This is a genomic window from Bosea sp. 124 (assembly GCF_003046175.1).
Taxonomy (GTDB): domain Bacteria; phylum Pseudomonadota; class Alphaproteobacteria; order Rhizobiales; family Beijerinckiaceae; genus Allobosea.
The window spans coordinates 2191219-2205700 of record NZ_PZZM01000001.1; the positions used below are offsets into that span (position 1 = coordinate 2191219).

Annotated in this window: 17 protein-coding genes; 7 read left to right on the forward strand and 10 right to left on the reverse strand. The window is 66.5% G+C overall.

Features of this window, described 5'->3' with window-relative positions:
• Window positions 1-36: 36 nt before the first annotated feature.
• The 8 genes from C8D03_RS10285 to C8D03_RS10320 form a co-directional block, all read right to left on the reverse strand.
• Window positions 37-981, reverse strand: coding sequence for a hypothetical protein (locus C8D03_RS10285; RefSeq protein ID WP_108046170.1), 945 nt, complete (start codon window positions 979-981; stop codon window positions 37-39).
• A 129-nt stretch (window positions 982-1110) separates the two neighbouring features.
• Window positions 1111-2199, reverse strand: coding sequence for a hypothetical protein (locus C8D03_RS10290; protein ID WP_146170138.1), 1089 nt, complete (start codon window positions 2197-2199; stop codon window positions 1111-1113).
• Window positions 2200-2229: 30 nt separating this feature from the next.
• Window positions 2230-3231 carry a hypothetical protein gene (locus tag C8D03_RS10295; RefSeq protein WP_108046172.1) on the reverse strand — a complete coding sequence of 334 codons (1002 nt, stop codon included), beginning with the start codon at window positions 3229-3231 and terminating at the stop codon, window positions 2230-2232.
• Between the two features lie 120 nt (window positions 3232-3351).
• Entirely contained in the window at window positions 3352-4758 is a 1407-nt protein-coding gene (locus C8D03_RS10300; protein WP_108046173.1) for an exonuclease domain-containing protein, read from the reverse strand.
• Window positions 4759-4770: 12 nt separating this feature from the next.
• Window positions 4771-5139 carry a hypothetical protein gene (locus tag C8D03_RS10305; RefSeq protein ID WP_181300849.1) on the reverse strand — a complete coding sequence of 123 codons (369 nt, stop codon included), beginning with the start codon at window positions 5137-5139 and terminating at the stop codon, window positions 4771-4773.
• A 304-nt stretch (window positions 5140-5443) separates the two neighbouring features.
• Window positions 5444-6127, reverse strand: a complete 684-nt coding sequence (locus C8D03_RS10310) for a substrate-binding domain-containing protein (protein ID WP_282568615.1) — start codon at window positions 6125-6127, stop codon at window positions 5444-5446.
• 120 nt (window positions 6128-6247) lie between these two features.
• Complete coding sequence (locus C8D03_RS10315; RefSeq protein WP_108051480.1) at window positions 6248-7345, reverse strand: YeiH family protein; 1098 nt, start codon at window positions 7343-7345, stop codon at window positions 6248-6250.
• Window positions 7346-7456: 111 nt separating this feature from the next.
• The gene (locus C8D03_RS10320; protein WP_108046176.1) at window positions 7457-7648 is read right to left on the reverse strand and encodes a hypothetical protein; all 192 of its coding nucleotides are present in this window, start codon (window positions 7646-7648) and stop codon (window positions 7457-7459) included.
• A gap of 74 nt (window positions 7649-7722) precedes the next feature.
• Between C8D03_RS10320 and C8D03_RS10325 the strand changes: the two genes are divergently transcribed.
• The 7 genes from C8D03_RS10325 (at window position 7723) to C8D03_RS10355 (ending at window position 12726) form a co-directional block, all read left to right on the forward strand.
• Window positions 7723-8637: a LysR family transcriptional regulator gene (locus C8D03_RS10325; RefSeq protein ID WP_108046177.1), complete on the forward strand. Its 915-nt coding sequence runs from the start codon at window positions 7723-7725 to the stop codon at window positions 8635-8637.
• Window positions 8638-8759: 122 nt separating this feature from the next.
• Window positions 8760-9215: a uracil-DNA glycosylase family protein gene (locus tag C8D03_RS10330; protein ID WP_181300851.1), complete on the forward strand. Its 456-nt coding sequence runs from the start codon at window positions 8760-8762 to the stop codon at window positions 9213-9215.
• 30 nt (window positions 9216-9245) lie between these two features.
• Window positions 9246-9761 carry an RNA polymerase sigma factor gene (locus tag C8D03_RS10335; RefSeq protein ID WP_108046179.1) on the forward strand — a complete coding sequence of 172 codons (516 nt, stop codon included), beginning with the start codon at window positions 9246-9248 and terminating at the stop codon, window positions 9759-9761.
• Window positions 9751-10554 (forward strand): anti-sigma factor, encoded by an 804-nt coding sequence (locus C8D03_RS26425; protein ID WP_181300853.1) that lies wholly within the window; start codon window positions 9751-9753, stop codon window positions 10552-10554. The genes C8D03_RS10335 and C8D03_RS26425 overlap by 11 nt, the downstream gene beginning before the upstream one ends.
• 87 nt (window positions 10555-10641) lie before the next feature.
• Window positions 10642-11967 (forward strand): sulfite oxidase, encoded by a 1326-nt coding sequence (locus C8D03_RS10345; RefSeq protein ID WP_108046180.1) that lies wholly within the window; start codon window positions 10642-10644, stop codon window positions 11965-11967.
• Between the two features lie 2 nt (window positions 11968-11969).
• A complete protein-coding gene (locus tag C8D03_RS10350) occupies window positions 11970-12323 on the forward strand; it encodes a hypothetical protein (protein WP_108046181.1) in 354 nt (117 codons plus the stop codon).
• Window positions 12324-12339: 16 nt separating this feature from the next.
• Window positions 12340-12726, forward strand: a complete 387-nt coding sequence (locus C8D03_RS10355) for a c-type cytochrome (RefSeq protein WP_108051482.1) — start codon at window positions 12340-12342, stop codon at window positions 12724-12726.
• Window positions 12727-12748: 22 nt separating this feature from the next.
• Here the strand turns inward: C8D03_RS10355 and C8D03_RS10360 are convergent, their stop codons facing one another.
• Both C8D03_RS10360 and copM read right to left on the reverse strand, forming a co-directional pair.
• The gene (locus C8D03_RS10360) at window positions 12749-14182 is read right to left on the reverse strand and encodes a YncE family protein (protein WP_108046182.1); all 1434 of its coding nucleotides are present in this window, start codon (window positions 14180-14182) and stop codon (window positions 12749-12751) included.
• Window positions 14179-14475: a CopM family metallochaperone gene (gene copM, locus C8D03_RS10365; RefSeq protein ID WP_465246438.1), complete on the reverse strand. Its 297-nt coding sequence runs from the start codon at window positions 14473-14475 to the stop codon at window positions 14179-14181. The genes C8D03_RS10360 and copM overlap by 4 nt, the downstream gene beginning before the upstream one ends.
• Window positions 14476-14482: the final 7 nt, after the last annotated feature.

Here is a 14482-nt window from a genome sequence, read left to right on the forward strand (position 1 = left end):
CCTCCTGATGGTTAGGTCCGGATCGGTGGGAAGCGGTCAGCCGGCCGCGTCGATGTTGAGGAACCGCGTCGACTGTCCGGCGACCATTTCACCCTGCTCGAGCGCGATCTCGAAGAGCGCTCCGAGACGCTCGGGGTCGGTCGTTCGGGCTCGCACGAGATCGCGGGCGGCGAGCTTTGCCTCGACATCGCGCTGATCTCGGGCGGGCCAGAGCGCGACGCGCAGCAGGCGCGCGTAGCTGAGGATGATGGCGCCTTCGGTCGCATCCTCGACGACCCTCGCCGGCAGCCCGCTCGTGGCGAAGCCTTCGGTGTTGTGCAGCAGCTGGCAGGCAGCTTTGTACCAGCGCATGAGGTCCTGCCGCTTCGCGAAGAAGGCCTTCAGGCTGGCGGCGTGCTCGAGCGGATGAACGGCCGGCGTGCCACCAGGCGTGGCCGCGAGCGGCTTCGGCTGCAGGGCGCTCGCCCGGCGAGCCATTGTCTCGATCATCGTGCGGATGCCGGCGGCGTCGCTCGGCAGGTCCTGACCGCCGGGCTCGAGCTTCAGCGCGCTGGTCGCGCGGCGCGCCAGCGCGAGTTCCTCGCCATCGCCATGGCGCTTGGTATGGCGAAGCAGATGGAAGCCGAAGTTTCTGCCGGCCCAGGCGTCGTCGATGCTACGAGGCGGCAGAAGCAGGAGCGAGAGGTTCGCGGCGTTGACGAGCACCGTCAGCGCATTGGCGACGTCGATCCAGTCATCGACCAGCTCGGGCTCGCGGGCGAGACCCTTGATCAGCCGGCGAACCTGGTCGGCATTGGCCTGCGCGCAGCCCCTGATCGGAAGCAGATCCGGAAGGGCGTTGCGCCAGTTGGCGAGCGTCTCGATCTCGGTCTCCGCCTGTCGGAACCGGGCCTCGAGCGCGAGAAGGTCGTCGGTGATCTGATGCTGCGTGGTGTCGAGGACGATGCTGCTGAGCAGGTCGCTGCGGTTGGTGGTGATCATGTTGCTTGGCCTTAATTCCATGGGGGTGATCTGCTCCTGGCAGTCGCTGTTCCTCAGTCTTCCCCAATCAAAAAGGGCAGCGCCGTTGCAGGCGCTGCCCTCGCTGTCATTTCATGCGCGGCTGGGCTGCTAAACCAGCTCGGACCAATCGAAGTTGAGCCGGTCACGAGCGTCCGCAGGCAAGGACTTGACCCATGCCGCGTCGGCCGTGACGTGGCGTACCGCCGCCTGCATGTGGATGGGATCGCCGATCTCCCCGCGCAGATTGATCAGCGCGACGATCTCCTGCTTCGTCGCCAGTGCGGCGCGGTTGTGAATCGGCCAGATCATGACCTGCGCCCCCGCCAGGTAGCCGGCGATGCGCGCGGCATCGGCTGCGACCATCAGCTCGCTCGCATTCTCCGGCCCGCGCTGGGCCAGCGCGATCAGCCGGTCGCAGGTCTCGAACATCTTGCGGGCCCGCACCAGGAGATGATCGAGATCGGGCGCGGCCTTCGCGAAGGCGACCCAGGCGGTGACCTGGGTATGAGCGTAGGCCGGCGGGCCTCCACGCAGTTCAAGCCCCTGCGTGAGGTCCCAGCGCTCGAGCGGCCAGATGGCCAGCCCGCGGCTGTCGCCCTGCGGCGGGGTGGGCGCCGCTGGCAGCATCAGCGACGGCACGCTGAAGGCCGCCCGCTTCCAGCGGATGCGGCGTGCCAGCGTCGCGTCGATCGTCGAGACGTAGGTCTTGTCGCGGCGATGGTGCAGTGCGCCGGTCTGCTCGGCGAGCGCCAGTTTGGCCTCGGCCCCCTCGAGGTCGTCGGCCGGCCAGATCGCGGTCAGCGCAACCAGGCTCAGGCTCATGATCTTGAGCCCGGCGCAGGCGAAGTCGTAGTCGCGGTCGCCGAGCTCTTTCGAGAGGCTGAGCCGGAACTCCTCGTTTGACAGGCTCTTGGCGTTGCGCGCCGCAGCCTTCAGGTCGATTGGCTGGCGGCGGAAGGCCACCAGCTCCGCGATGCTCGGATCTTCGCGACTGATGATCTCGACCGCCATCGCGATCGGGTCGCGCAGCGTCCGGTCGCCCGGCCCATCCACCGGGCCACCGGTGCGCGGGCTAAGCGAGCGCCCGCCCTGGTCATTCTTGCTCATGCTAAACTCTTTTCTCGTGGGTCGCGACCATCCGGCCGCACTCTCCCTCCGGTCCTGAAATCGCAGATGGCGCCCCCACAGGGGCGCCATCGACCTGTCATCTCCTCATTGCCTGTGTCGTCAGACAATCGGCATCCACGCCGGATCAAGCACGAGCGTGCCGCCGAACCGGAAGCGCTTGGCGATCCAGTTGGCTTCGCTGACGAGATGCCGGATCGCTGCCTGCTGATGCAGGGGATCGCATCGGCAAGCGCGATCGTTGATCAGCGCGACCAACCTGAGTTTGGCCTGCGCATCGGCCGAGTGGAGCATCGCCGGCCAAATTGCCGCCCGCGCCGCGGCGAGATAGCCGAGAATGCGAGCGCCCTCCGCGGCCCGGCGCATCGGCGCGCTGTCGAGTTCGTTACGATTGGCGATCACCGTGAGGCGATCGGCGATGGTGATCATGGTGCTGAAGCGGTCGACCAGCGTGGTCAGGTCGGGATAGGCCTTGACGAAGGCGCCCCACCGGGCGATCGCGCGGCCATCCAGCGTCGCCGGGCCCCCGGTCAGCGGCACCGCGTCGACGAGGTCGAACCGCGACAGCGGCCAAGTCGCTAGATCCCGGTCAGAGGGCGCCGGCACAGCCGGGCCCGGAGGCACCACGAGCGCACCGACGTCGAAGGCCGCGCGGTGCAGCCTGATGCGAATTGCATCTTCGACCGAGAGCATCGGCGCGACCTCGAAGTCAGTGTCGCCATAGTGCGGCTGCGTCTCCCGGGCGAGCGCCCGCTTGGCGTCGGCGTCTTCGATCGTGTCGGTCGGCCAGATCGCGACGATGGCGGCGCCGCTCAAGCCGACGATCTGCAGTCCGACCTGCGCCATCTTATCCTCCTTGGTCTGCTCAAGGCCGTAGGGCAGTCGCCCCGCCTCGTCGTTGCACCGCTTCGCCTCGATCGCGAATCGCCGGAGGTCGGGTGCGTGCTCGCGCACCGCGATCAGCTCGGCGAGCGAGGGATCGTTGCCGATGCCACGGATCGCCTCGTCGAGCGGGTCGCGGATCGGTCCGAGCGGCCGGTCGCCCCCGCCCTCGTCATCGGTCGACATCGGCGTAATGCTCCGATCCTGGTCATTGGTCGTCATGGTCGGTTTATTCCTGTGGGTCACAGCCCCATCGGCTGCGCTTCACCTCCATCTTTCCGAAATTGGAGAAGGCGCCGTCGCCGGCGCCTTCTCGTCGTCACCCGCCTTGGCCTGGTCGGTTCAGGCCGCGAGCCGGAAAAACCGGTTCTGCTCATTAAGCCAGCGCTCGATCGCGTCGAGATGCGCATGCCGCGCGGCATGATCGGCAGGAAGCGTCTGGCGCAGGGTTACGACCTCGCTGAGGGCCTTCGGCAGCGTCAGCCATGGCACATCGGCCTGCGTCGTCAGCCGCTCGCGAAGCCACGCCTGGCCTTTCTGCCAGCCTGCTGGTGACAGCGATTGCGGCGCCTCCAGCAGCGTCAGCCGGTTGGCGAAGGCTTTGAGCCGCTCGTCGCTGAACCCGGCCGCGATCGCAGCCCTGTCCGACCAGGGCGAGGCGTGCCAGCGCGCGCTGGCGCGGGCATCGTCGTTGGAGAGGAAGCCGCCCCCGTACAGCGTTGCCTCGGGATAGGGCGAGGGCTCGCGGTCAGCGAAGCGATTGGCCAGGGCCGTAGCGAGGTTCGACCCGAAGCTGGCATGCTCCCGGATACGGGCGGCGCGCTCGTTGTAGAGCGCGAGATCCCGCTGGTCAGGCAGCAGGGCGTGGCAGCCCTGCTCGTAGCTCACCAGGATCGGCTGGGCGTTGGTCTTGATCGTCCGGATCGGGCGAACCCCGCGCTGCGAGAACAGTGCGATGATCTCCTCGCTGGGCAACTCGAGATAGCTTGCCGGATCGACCGTCAGGTCGACCGCCGCCCACGAGGTCGCGACGGTCGGGTTTACCGTCACGCCGACGACCGGAGTCAGGCGGGAGGCGCCGCCGAGCAGCAGGACCTCGCCCCCGGCGAGCATCCGGTTCGGCAGGCCCTTGTCGGCCAGGCCAAGCAGGGTCGCCACGGTCACCGGTGCGACCTCGCGCAGGTGCCGGAACAGGACCAGCGTCGCCCTGGTGTCGGCAAGCGCGTCATGGGCCTCGTCCTCCGACAAGCCGATGCCGTTGGCCCGGCAGATGTCGCCGAGTTTGAAGCTCGGTTTGCCCGTTGCCCCGAGCGGTACGGTCAATGCCGCCGGCTCCAGCATCGCCACCGCCCTGACCATGGTCAGCAGGTCGGCACGGCGATGGCCGTTCAGCTGCGTTGCATAGGGCGGCAGGAGATGGGTGAAGAAGGCATGCCGGAGCACCTCCTCGTCGAAGCGGATCGTATTGTAGCCGATCACGGTCGCGGGCGCCGAGGACGCCAACGCCTTCGCGATCACGTTCAGCATCTCGGTCAACGACAGCGGCGCCTGCTCGAGCTGTTCGGGCCGGACGCCGGTGGTCAGCAGCGCGCCCGGCGACGGCACGATATGGGCCGGCAGGCGGCAGCGCAGCGATATCTCGGCAAGCGGCACGAGATTCTCATCGGTATGGATCAAAGCCGCCTGCAGCGGCACATTCCATTGCGGCTCGAGACCGCTGGTCTCGAGGTCGTAGATCACGAAGGACATGGTTCTCAGTCCTCAGTGCCGGCTCGGCGAGCCGGGTGACATCGGCACCTTGCTCAGATTGATGCCGAGCTCGCGCGCGTCCTGCTGCATCGCCGCCTCGACCATCACCGCGGTCCGCGTGCGCAGGATCTCGTCCTCGTCGAAGGCCATCGCCTCGTAGACCATGATCTTGCGCTCGAAGTGCTCCGTCGTGCGCGCCGGCGCCTCCGCCAGCATGAAGGCATAGAAGCGCGCATGGACCCGCGCACCCTCCGCCATCTGCAGGGCAGTCAGACCACCATGCTCCGGAAACGACCGCTCCGGCTGTTGTTCGAGCAGCAGCGCGTGCGCCAGGGCCTCCTGCCAGAGCGAGAAAAACCGCTCCGGCTGATCGGTCGTCATCCCGTAACCGCGGTGGTAGCGCGACAGATGCTTAGCGCTTGGGCGCGCTTCATCGATGGCGGTGTTGCCGCCGTCCTTCGTTTTCTCCATACCCATAACCCGTTCCGGTTCGTCTCTCCCGGAACGGCTTGTCGGCTCAGGTTCGCGGGGGTTCCCAGGACTGGGTTCCACTTCAAGTCCTTCTATTCCGGCTTCGCTTCGCGTGAGGGCGCCAATGCACTATTCTGGCCCACAGCCGACATCTGGAATGTCCGCTGCCCGGCGACTTGACGCGGCCTACTGTCGGGCTACCTGTCGCGCTTCTCTACGCGCGCATCCATCCCCATTTGACGAAGTTGTGCTGGCCTTCAGCCGAGGCGAGAAACTCCACGAGCCGCTTGGCTTCCGGTCGCATCTGCCCACGCTTCGTCAGGGCTATGCCCGTGTCGCGATAGATCCGAAGGTCCGGCTCGACCTCGACGACGTCCGCGAGGGTGGGGTTGGCGACCTGCCAGATCGTCCAGATCAGCCAGGCGTCGAGCGAACTGTCCTCGACCCACGCCTTCCGGGCGTCGGCACTGTTCTTGGCGACCTTCGCGATATTGGAGCGAAACGCTTTGACGTCGGCGATGCGGCCGAGCCGGCCGGCGACATCCTCCCACAGGCCTTGCTGGCCCGCGCCATTTACGACGAGAATGCGGTGTCCGGGCTCGAGCAAGGCCTTCGCGCCGCCGATTGTTTTCGGATTGCCAGGCCGGACCAGTATCGCGGAGGCGCGCAGGTAAAGCGGTTGGACGGTTGACGGATCGATGTCAGGCAGCGCCTCGATGAAGTCCGACATCATCACCTCGAAGCCACTGAAGATTGTGTCGGCGTCTTTGGTCGCCTTGTCCTTCCAGGCTGGAAGCGGGCCGGCTTCAACCTGCACCTCAATGCCCTGCGCCCTGCCGAAGGTTGCGGCAGCCTCCTTCATCGCGGGCATCGGGCCGCCCGGCCCGTAGACGCGCAGGGGGCGGGCGCACTGGCGGGCGTCGTGAGCCCGGCGGCAAGCGCCGCGCCGAGAATCCCGATACCGCGACGGCTGAGATGGGTCATGCGTCGATCCTTTCTAGAGGTTGCGAGCGTTGGCTCACGCCACGCCGATGAGGTGGATGAGGCCGAGCGAGATGGCGGCGAGCGCCAGCAGCGAGAGAACGACGGCGCCCGTGACCCGCGGTCCGGCCTTGGCAACCGAGCGGATGTCGACACCGAGGCCGAGCGCCGCCATCGAGACGATCGTGAGCAGGTTGGCTACCGTCGCCAGCGGCGTGAGGAACCCGGCGGGGATAAGGCCGGCCGAACGGAGCGCCGCCATCACCAGAAAACCGACGATGAACCAAGGCACGAGATGGTGGACGGCGATCCGCTTGGGCGCCGGGCGATTGCCGGCGGTCACATGCGGAGCAGGTTCGTCGGTCTCCTCGCGCAGGCGTCCGGACAGCATCGACAGGATCAGCACGACCGGGCCGAGCATCATCACGCGAACGAGCTTGACCAGAGTGCCGACCTGGATCGCCGCAGCCCCAGCGGGAGCCGTCGCCGCGATCACCTGCGGGACGGCATAGACCGTCAGTCCAGACAGCACGCCGAACTGATGGATGCTGAGGCCCAGCGCCGGGATCAGGAGAGGCAAGCAAAGGACGACGATGACGCCGAGCACCGCCGTGAAGGCGATCGAGGCCGCGACATCGTCTCCGTCGGCGCCGATGACGGGTGCCACCGCCGCAATGGCCGAGTTGCCGCAGATCGAGTTTCCGCAGGCGACGAGGATGGCCATCCGCTGTGGCAGACCGAGCAGGCGGCCGATGGCGTAGCTCAGCCCGATCGCGACGAAGACGACGGCTGCGATGCCCACGAGGAGGGCCGCGCCGGCCGCGGCGATCGTCGCAGCGCTGAGCGAGGCGCCGAGCAACACCACCGCGATTTCCAGCAGTGTCTTGGCCGAGAACGAAATGCCGGGCCGCCAACGACTGTCGGGCGTCCACAGCGACCGGATCACTGTTCCGACCAGGATCGCCATGACGAGTGCTTCTAGCCAGGCTCGGCCGAAAAAGCCTGCCTCGACATGTTCGATCCCCAGCGCAAAGGCCGAGACGCCCACGCAGAGCAGAACTCCGGGCCAGATGCGCAGGGCACCGCCCGTCGAAGAGGAATTCAAAGGTGTTTTCGTCTGGCTAGGCAGGGTCATCGCGGCATCCGTTCGTTCGATGCGTAACGTGTCGCTCACCGCGATCAAGTTATCCAACAGGTTGTTTTTCTTGTCTCAATCGATAGGATAGATTGATGACGCGGGCTGAGGTCAGCCCTTGGCTGCGAACCAGAGGAAGATGGCGCCGACGACGATGATCGCGCCGAAAACCGTGCCCGCGAGGACATAGAGGATGCGCTTGCCCTTCGGCCCCTGGCGCGCACTGTCGTTCGTGAGGTGCGCAGGATGAGCGTCGGAATGGTGCAGCGGCGGCTGGTTGTGATCGGGTTCGATGCTTGTCATGGGGTATGCTCGCTGTCGGGAGGGATCATGAGGAGACGCACAGGCCGTGCGAAATATTCCGGCGAGGCGTTCCGATGACCCTTGAACAACTGCGGATCTTCGTCGCGGTTGCGGAGCGCGAGCACGTGACGCGCGCCGCCGCCGATCTCAACCTGACGCAGTCGGCGACCAGCGCGGCGATTGCGGCGCTGGAACATCGCCACGCGGTCAAGCTGTTCGATCGCGTCGGCAGGCGGATCGCGCTGACCGATGCCGGGCGCCTTTTTCTTCTGGAGGCTCGGTCCATCCTCGCCCGTGCTGCCGCCGGCGAGCAGATCCTGTCCGATCTCGCCGGGCTGAAACGCGGTCGGCTCTCCTTCGCCGCGAGCCAGACGATCGGAAATTACTGGCTGCCGCAAAGGCTTGCCGCGTTTCGCAAACGCCACCCCGGCATCGAGACGCCGCTTGTCATCGGCAACACCGAGACTGTCGCCGCCGCCATTCATGACGGTCTCGCCGATATCGGGCTCGTCGAGGGCGAGATCGACGATCCCCACCTCACGCAGGAGGTCGTTGCCAAAGACGCGATGAGCATCGTTGTCGCGCCCGAGCACCCCTGGTCCGCAAGGGATGTCGTCACTCCAGAAGAGTTCGGCGAGACATCTTGGGTCTTGCGCGAACCGGGCTCGGGTACCCGGCAGCTTCTGGAGACGGTGCTGCGGAGAGTGGGGCAGACGATCGCGGACCTCGACATCGCGCTCGAACTGCCCTCCAACGAAGCCGTGCGCGCCGCGGTCGAGGCCGGCGCCGGCGCCAGTCTGATGTCGCGGCTCGTCGTCGCCACGGCGCTGCGATCCGGTGTCTTGCTCGAAATCCCGGTCGAGATACCGCCGCGCCGCTTCCTGATGCTTCGCCACAAGGAACGCTATGTCGGACGGGCAGCGCAGGCTTTTCGCGCGCTGCTCGACTTGGAGACTTTAGCGAACGCGAGCGAGCACTCGGCCTCATGACGGAGGAATGGGTCGGAGATCCGACGCATATAGCGCCACTGAACCGCTATGCCGCCGCGCTACGGGCGCGGCATGGTGACGTGCCCCGCTTCGATTCCCTGGATGGCGGCATCGACGCGCGTGTGCTCGTGCTGCTGGAGACGCCCGGACCGGCTTCGGCGTCGACCGAGACGACATCACGCGACAATCCCACCGGAACGGCGCGCAACCTGACCCGCTTTCTCGACGAACTTCCATTGTCGAGACGGGATACCGTCATCTGGAACGCGGTACCGTGGCGGCTGCCACGACGTGGGGGCAAGCTCGGGCGGCCGACCCGCAAGGATATCGAAATGGCGGCGCAGGACTTGCCAGCGCTGCTCGCGCTCTTGCCGAGACTGCAGGTCGTCGCTCTCGCCGGCCGCGTCGCGGAGAGCCTTCGGACGGCCCTGGTTGCGGCAAAGCCGGAGTTGCGCCTGATAGCGATTCCCCATCCAAGCCCGACGCATCTCGCAGCATCGCCCGCCGCCAGGGAAAATCTGTTCGGCGAAGGATTGCGCCGGGAGATCGCTGTCGCCCTCGCGGACGATGCGAGTTAGTTTGGCGGAGTTGAAAGAAGGAACGCTACCCTGCGCGATGCGGTCGAAACGGCACTAAGGCAGAACTGGCAGCGACTCTTCGGTTATGCCCTGCGTCTCAGCGGCAATCGCGATTCAGCTGCCGACCTGCTGCAATCCTGCGCGATGAAGGCACTGGCGAGCGAGACCGTGCCCGACGCATCAGGCATTCGGGCGTGGCTCTTCGCAATCCTGCGCAACGGCTTCTTCGACGATCGCAGAAGGGCTTCAGTGCGAGCCGAGGATATAGGCATGGAGATCGGGCTGGAGACGCCGTGGCGGCACGACGATCGGCTGATCGCGGAGATCACGGTCAAGCAGGCGTTGGAACGGCTGGATGCGACGCACCGCGACATTATCGAACTGATCGATCTCGCCGGTTTTCGCTATGCGGAGGCAGCGGAAATCCTTGGCGTCCCGGTCGGGACCGTGATGAGCCGGTTGAGCCGCGCGCGCCTGGCGCTGCTCGACGAGATCGGCGAGCGGAACGTGACACCGTTTCAAACGGGGCGTCGCCATGTCGGATGACGATAGCGAAATGATGGACGAGCAGGCCGTGTCCTGGGAGCGGCTCAACGCCTATGTCGACGGAGAACTGGCGCCGGCAGATGCGGCGGCTGTCGCCTCGGCCGTGGCACAGGATCCCGGCCTCGCCAGGAGAGTCGCCACGCTGGCGAGGCTGAAAGCCAATGTGACGGGCCTGCCACAGGCGGGGCCGCCGCCCTTCGCCATTCCGGAACGCGGAATGGAAACGAGAGGAACTGCACGCCGTCTGGCGGCGATCGCCGCAACGATCGCTCTCATCGCCGGTATGGGCTCTGCCATCTGGTTTGCATCGTCAGGAGCGCGCGATATGAGCGCGACGCTGATGGCGCATCGTCCCTGGCTGGCAGGTGGCGAGGCTCCTGCGACGGCTGCTCTCTCCATCGAACTCGCCGGCGCACGGTCGGGCGCTCTGCCGGACCTGTCCGCCGCGTCACTGCGTCTGGTACGCCTCGACGTCAAACCCGAGCCTGCCCGAAATGGCGAGGTTTTTGCGGGCTACGAAGGGCCGAACGGCTGTCGTGTCGGACTCTGGGTTTCGCCGGAAGCATCGACGAATGCCGTGGAGCCCGTCCGGTCGGAGAAGAACGGCATCTCGATCCGCGCTTGGCGCAGCGGCGATCTGGGCTACGCCATGGTCGGCATCGGCATCGACGAGGCGCGTCTCGATCTTATCGCCGCGCTGGCCGCGAAGTCGCTCAGGAACGACGGTCCTGCCTCGCAGCAAGTCGCCGCGCTGAACGAGAGCAGAGCCAAGGGTCGGCCCTGCGTGGCCTGAGCTCTTACGATTTTCGTTCGAGATTGGAATAATTCGACGTGGTCGTGCGTCTTGACTGCCGAGGAATATGTCCTCGGGAGAAACGCCATGCGCGAAGAAGCAGTCACGCGGGATGCCGCGTCCAATGACCACTCAAATTCCCACATCGTCGAAGCACCTCCGACCTCCCGCCGCAGCATTCTGCTCGGCGGCAGCGTTGCCGCGATCGGCGTCGCGGCCGGCCTCGGCGCACCGCTCGGCTCGCGATCGCATGGCGGGATGTCGTCCGCCTCGGCTCAAGGCGCGCCGCCTGCCGCGCCGAAGGGGCCGCAGCCTTTCGATTATCCGGGCAAGGACAAGGGCCTGGCGTTGCTGGGCGACCGGCCGCTCGTCGCCGAGACGCCCGAAAGCCTGCTCGACGACGACACCACGCCGGTCTCGAAATTCTTCATCCGTAACAACGGGCAGCTTCCCGAGGAGACGAAGGACGCCGATGCCTGGTCGCTCAAGATCGAGGGCGAGGTCGACAAGCCGCTGACGCTGACGCTGGGCGAGCTGAAGAAGCGCTTCACCGCCCACAACTTCCGCATGGTGCTGGAATGCGGCGGCAACGGCCGCTCATTCTACCAGCCAGCGGCCCGCGGCAACCAGTGGACGAACGGCGGCGCCGGCTGCGCCGAATGGACCGGCGTGCGCCTCGCCGATGTGCTGAAAGCCGCGGGCCTGAAGGACAGCGCCAAGTTCACCGGGCATTTCGGCGCCGACCCGCATCTTTCCGGCGACACCACGAAGGACGCGATATCGCGCGGCATGCCGATCGAGAAAGCGCTGGAGCCGCATTCGCTGATCGTGTGGGCGATGAATGGCGAGCCGCTGCCGCATATCCATGGCGGCCCCTTGCGCCTCGTCGTGCCGGGCTGGCCCGCTTCGCTCTCGTCGAAATGGCTCAACCGCATCCTCGTGCGTGCCACGCCGCATGATGGTCAGGGCATGGGCGGGACCTCCTATCGCGTGCCGACCGTGCCGATCGTCCCCGGCTCGAACGCCGACGGCAAGACCAACTTCACCGACCTGACCTCGATGCCGGTCCGCGCCATCATCACGGCCCCGGCGAACGGCACGCGCCTGCCGGCAGCCGCCCGCGATGTCTCGCTGCGCGGCGCGGCCTGGGCCGGCGATCACGAGGTCGCCAAGGTCGAGGTCTCGTCCGACGGCGGGCAGCGCTGGCATGCGATGACCCTGGCCAAGCCGAAGAATCGCTACGACTGGGTGCGCTGGACCGGCTCGCTCAAGCTGCCGAGCGAGGGCTATTTCGAGCTCTGGGTGAAGGCGACGGATTCGCGAGGCGTAGCCCAACCTCATGTCGCCACGAACTGGAACCCGCAGGGCTACGGCTCGAACCCGATGCACCGCATCGCCGTGCTGGTGGGCTGACGATGGCGGCTTTCCAAGCACTGAAGGCGGTGGCGTTCGCCGCCGCCCTTCTCACCGTCCCGGTCTGCGCCTTCGCGCAGGCCGAGGACACGCCGGAATCCATTCCGGACTTTCCCGGGCGCGACGAGACCTTCGGCTACTGCGTCGGCTGCCATTCGATGAAGGTCGTCGGCCGCCAGGGCATGAACCGCGCCCGCTGGGACGAAACCCTGACCTGGATGACCGACAAGCACGCCATGCCCGCACCCGACGACGAGATGCGCAAGGTGCTGCTCGACTATCTCGAAAAGGCGTTTCCGCCCGAGGCGCCGAAGCAGGGCGGCGGATGGATCAGCCCGTTCGCGCCGCAGAAGTGAGGAAAGCCGTGTGATGATGAAGATGATGCTGGCTCTCATTGCCCTCGGCCTGCTTGCGCAGGCTCCGGCCAGGGCGCAGGACGCCGCCGCCGGCGAGAAGACCTACGCCCAGTGCCGCGCCTGCCACCAGATCGGCGAGACTGCGAAAAACACGGTCGGTCCGGTGATGAACGGTGTCATCGGGCGCAAGGCGGCGGAGCGCGAAGGCTACGGCTACAGCAACGCCATGAAGGCGTCCGGCCTGACCTGGGACGAGGCCACCTTCGCCGACTACATCAAGGACCCGAAGACGAAGGTGCCCGGCACCAAGATGATCTATGCCGGGCTGAAGGACGACAAGCGCATCGCCGATCTTGTCGCCTATCTCAAGCAGTTCGACGCCGAAGGGAAGAAGGCGCCCTGAGCTTCTTTGTCGGGAAGAGGTCCTATGGCAACTGCATCTGCAGCGGCTGACCCGGCGCATCGGCCGTGCCGGGCACGATGACGAGGTATTTGCGCACATCCGGCGCGGCCTCCTGCACGACCTGCCGGATCGGGCCGATCGCGTTGACGATCGCGGCGCCCGCAGGGTTGGTCATGAAGCTCGCGACGGGCTGCAGCGGACCCGCACCCTTCGCGTCGTTTGCCAGCGCCAGCACATACGCCTTCTTCGGTTCGAGGCCGGTCACGGCCGCCTGCAGCATCTGAACCAGCCCCTGGTTGAACAGCGTCACCTGCGTCGCGGCCTTGCCGTCCGCGCCAGCCAGCGAAAGCTGGGCGGAGTTGGCCGCCGCAGCCAGCGGCTGGAGATTGGCCAGGCCGTCGCCCTTCGTGACCGCGTTGGGAACATAGGCGACGCCCTGGGGCGCCTGTCCGAGCGGGATCGTCGCGATCACGCTGTTGCTGGCCGTGTCGATCACGGCCGCCGCATCGGCATTCTCCAGCCCGACATAGACACGCGTGCCGTCGCCGGACGGCCAGAGGCCGTGCGGAAGGGCGCCGACAGGGATGCTGGCGACCTGCTCGAAGCCGTCGGTGCGGAAGACCTTGATCAGGTTCAGCCCGCCGACCGTGACATAGGCGAACTGCTCCTTGCCCTTGCGGACGATGTTGACGTGGTTCGTGATCGGACCGGTATCGAGCACCTTAAGCGACTGGAACGGGGGCTTGGCGTTGAACACCATCGTCTTGCCGACATCCTTCAGCGTCAGCCAGATTTGAGCACCGTCAGGGGTGGCCGCGATATCGGGGCAGAACGGGCTGTCCTGCTTCATGCTGCCGACGACCTTCTTGGTGGCCGTGTCGATGACCACCGTCTCGGGACTGAAGCTGGAGCAGACATAGCCATAGCGGCCATCGGGCGAGAAGATCGTCATGCCCGGGCCGTTTGGCACCTTGATCCGCGTGGTCGGCGCGAAGCTCTTGCCGTCGAGCACCTGAATGTAGTCCTCGCCGCGCACGGCGACCCAGACTTCCTTGCCGTCGGGACGGAAGAAGGCCTCGTGCGGCGAGCGGCCGACATAGGTCGTGTGCTTCACCACATTGGTTTCGGTATCGATGAAGCTCACGGAATTCGAGCCGATCGAGATCACTGCGAGCGTCTTGCGGTCGGGCGAGAAGCCCATGCCGTGAACCAGCACCTGGCCGCGATAGAGCGGGCTGAGGTTTGCCGGCGTCGGCTCGCCGAGCTTGATCACGCCGAGCAGCTTGTTCTGCGACGGGTCGACCACCGAGACCGTGTTGGAGAACTGGTCGGAGGTGTAGAAGCGGTCGCTCTTGCTGATCGCGATATCGGGAGCCTCGGCGCGACCGGGCGCCTGGCCGGCGAAGGCAGGAAGGGCGGTCGAGAGCAGCAGCAGCGCTGCAAGGCGCGTGATCATGGCTTCATGTCCTTGTGATCGTGATGACCGTGCGCCCGCGTCGGGGCGCCTGCGGCCTGGCCCGGAGCGGCGGGTTTTTCGTCGAGGATCCGCTGCATCACTGCGATCTCCTGCCGCTGTTCGACGATGATACCTTGGGCGAGACGGCGCAGGCGCTCGTCGCGTCCGAAGCGCAGCTGGATCTCGGCCATCTCGACCGCACCCTGGTGATGCGGGATCATCATCGCGGCGAAGTCGCGGTCGGGGTCGCCGGTCGGTTTTGCCGCCGCCATGCCCTCATGCATGCGCGCCATCGATCGA

Bases quoted from the DNA above. Each gene is read 5' to 3' on its own strand.
- C8D03_RS10285 (WP_108046170.1), bottom strand. From the start codon at position 981: ATGATCACCACCAACCGCAGCGACCTGCTCAGCAGCATCGTCCTCGAC.
- C8D03_RS10290 (WP_146170138.1), bottom strand. From the start codon at position 2,199: ATGGCGCCCCTGTGGGGGCGCCATCTGCGATTTCAGGACCGGAGGGAG.
- C8D03_RS10295 (WP_108046172.1), bottom strand. From the start codon at position 3,231: ATGACGACCAATGACCAGGATCGGAGCATTACGCCGATGTCGACCGAT.
- C8D03_RS10300 (WP_108046173.1), bottom strand. From the start codon at position 4,758: ATGTCCTTCGTGATCTACGACCTCGAGACCAGCGGTCTCGAGCCGCAA.
- C8D03_RS10305 (WP_181300849.1), bottom strand. From the start codon at position 5,139: ATGACGACCGATCAGCCGGAGCGGTTTTTCTCGCTCTGGCAGGAGGCC.
- C8D03_RS10315 (WP_108051480.1), bottom strand. From the start codon at position 7,345: ATGACCCTGCCTAGCCAGACGAAAACACCTTTGAATTCCTCTTCGACG.
- C8D03_RS10320 (WP_108046176.1), bottom strand. From the start codon at position 7,648: ATGACAAGCATCGAACCCGATCACAACCAGCCGCCGCTGCACCATTCC.
- C8D03_RS10325 (WP_108046177.1), top strand. From the start codon at position 7,723: ATGACCCTTGAACAACTGCGGATCTTCGTCGCGGTTGCGGAGCGCGAG.
- C8D03_RS26425 (WP_181300853.1), top strand. From the start codon at position 9,751: ATGTCGGATGACGATAGCGAAATGATGGACGAGCAGGCCGTGTCCTGG.
- C8D03_RS10345 (WP_108046180.1), top strand. From the start codon at position 10,642: ATGCGCGAAGAAGCAGTCACGCGGGATGCCGCGTCCAATGACCACTCA.
- C8D03_RS10350 (WP_108046181.1), top strand. From the start codon at position 11,970: ATGGCGGCTTTCCAAGCACTGAAGGCGGTGGCGTTCGCCGCCGCCCTT.
- C8D03_RS10355 (WP_108051482.1), top strand. From the start codon at position 12,340: ATGAAGATGATGCTGGCTCTCATTGCCCTCGGCCTGCTTGCGCAGGCT.
- C8D03_RS10360 (WP_108046182.1), bottom strand. From the start codon at position 14,182: ATGATCACGCGCCTTGCAGCGCTGCTGCTGCTCTCGACCGCCCTTCCT.
- copM (WP_465246438.1), bottom strand. From the start codon at position 14,475: ATGGCGCGCATGCATGAGGGCATGGCGGCGGCAAAACCGACCGGCGAC.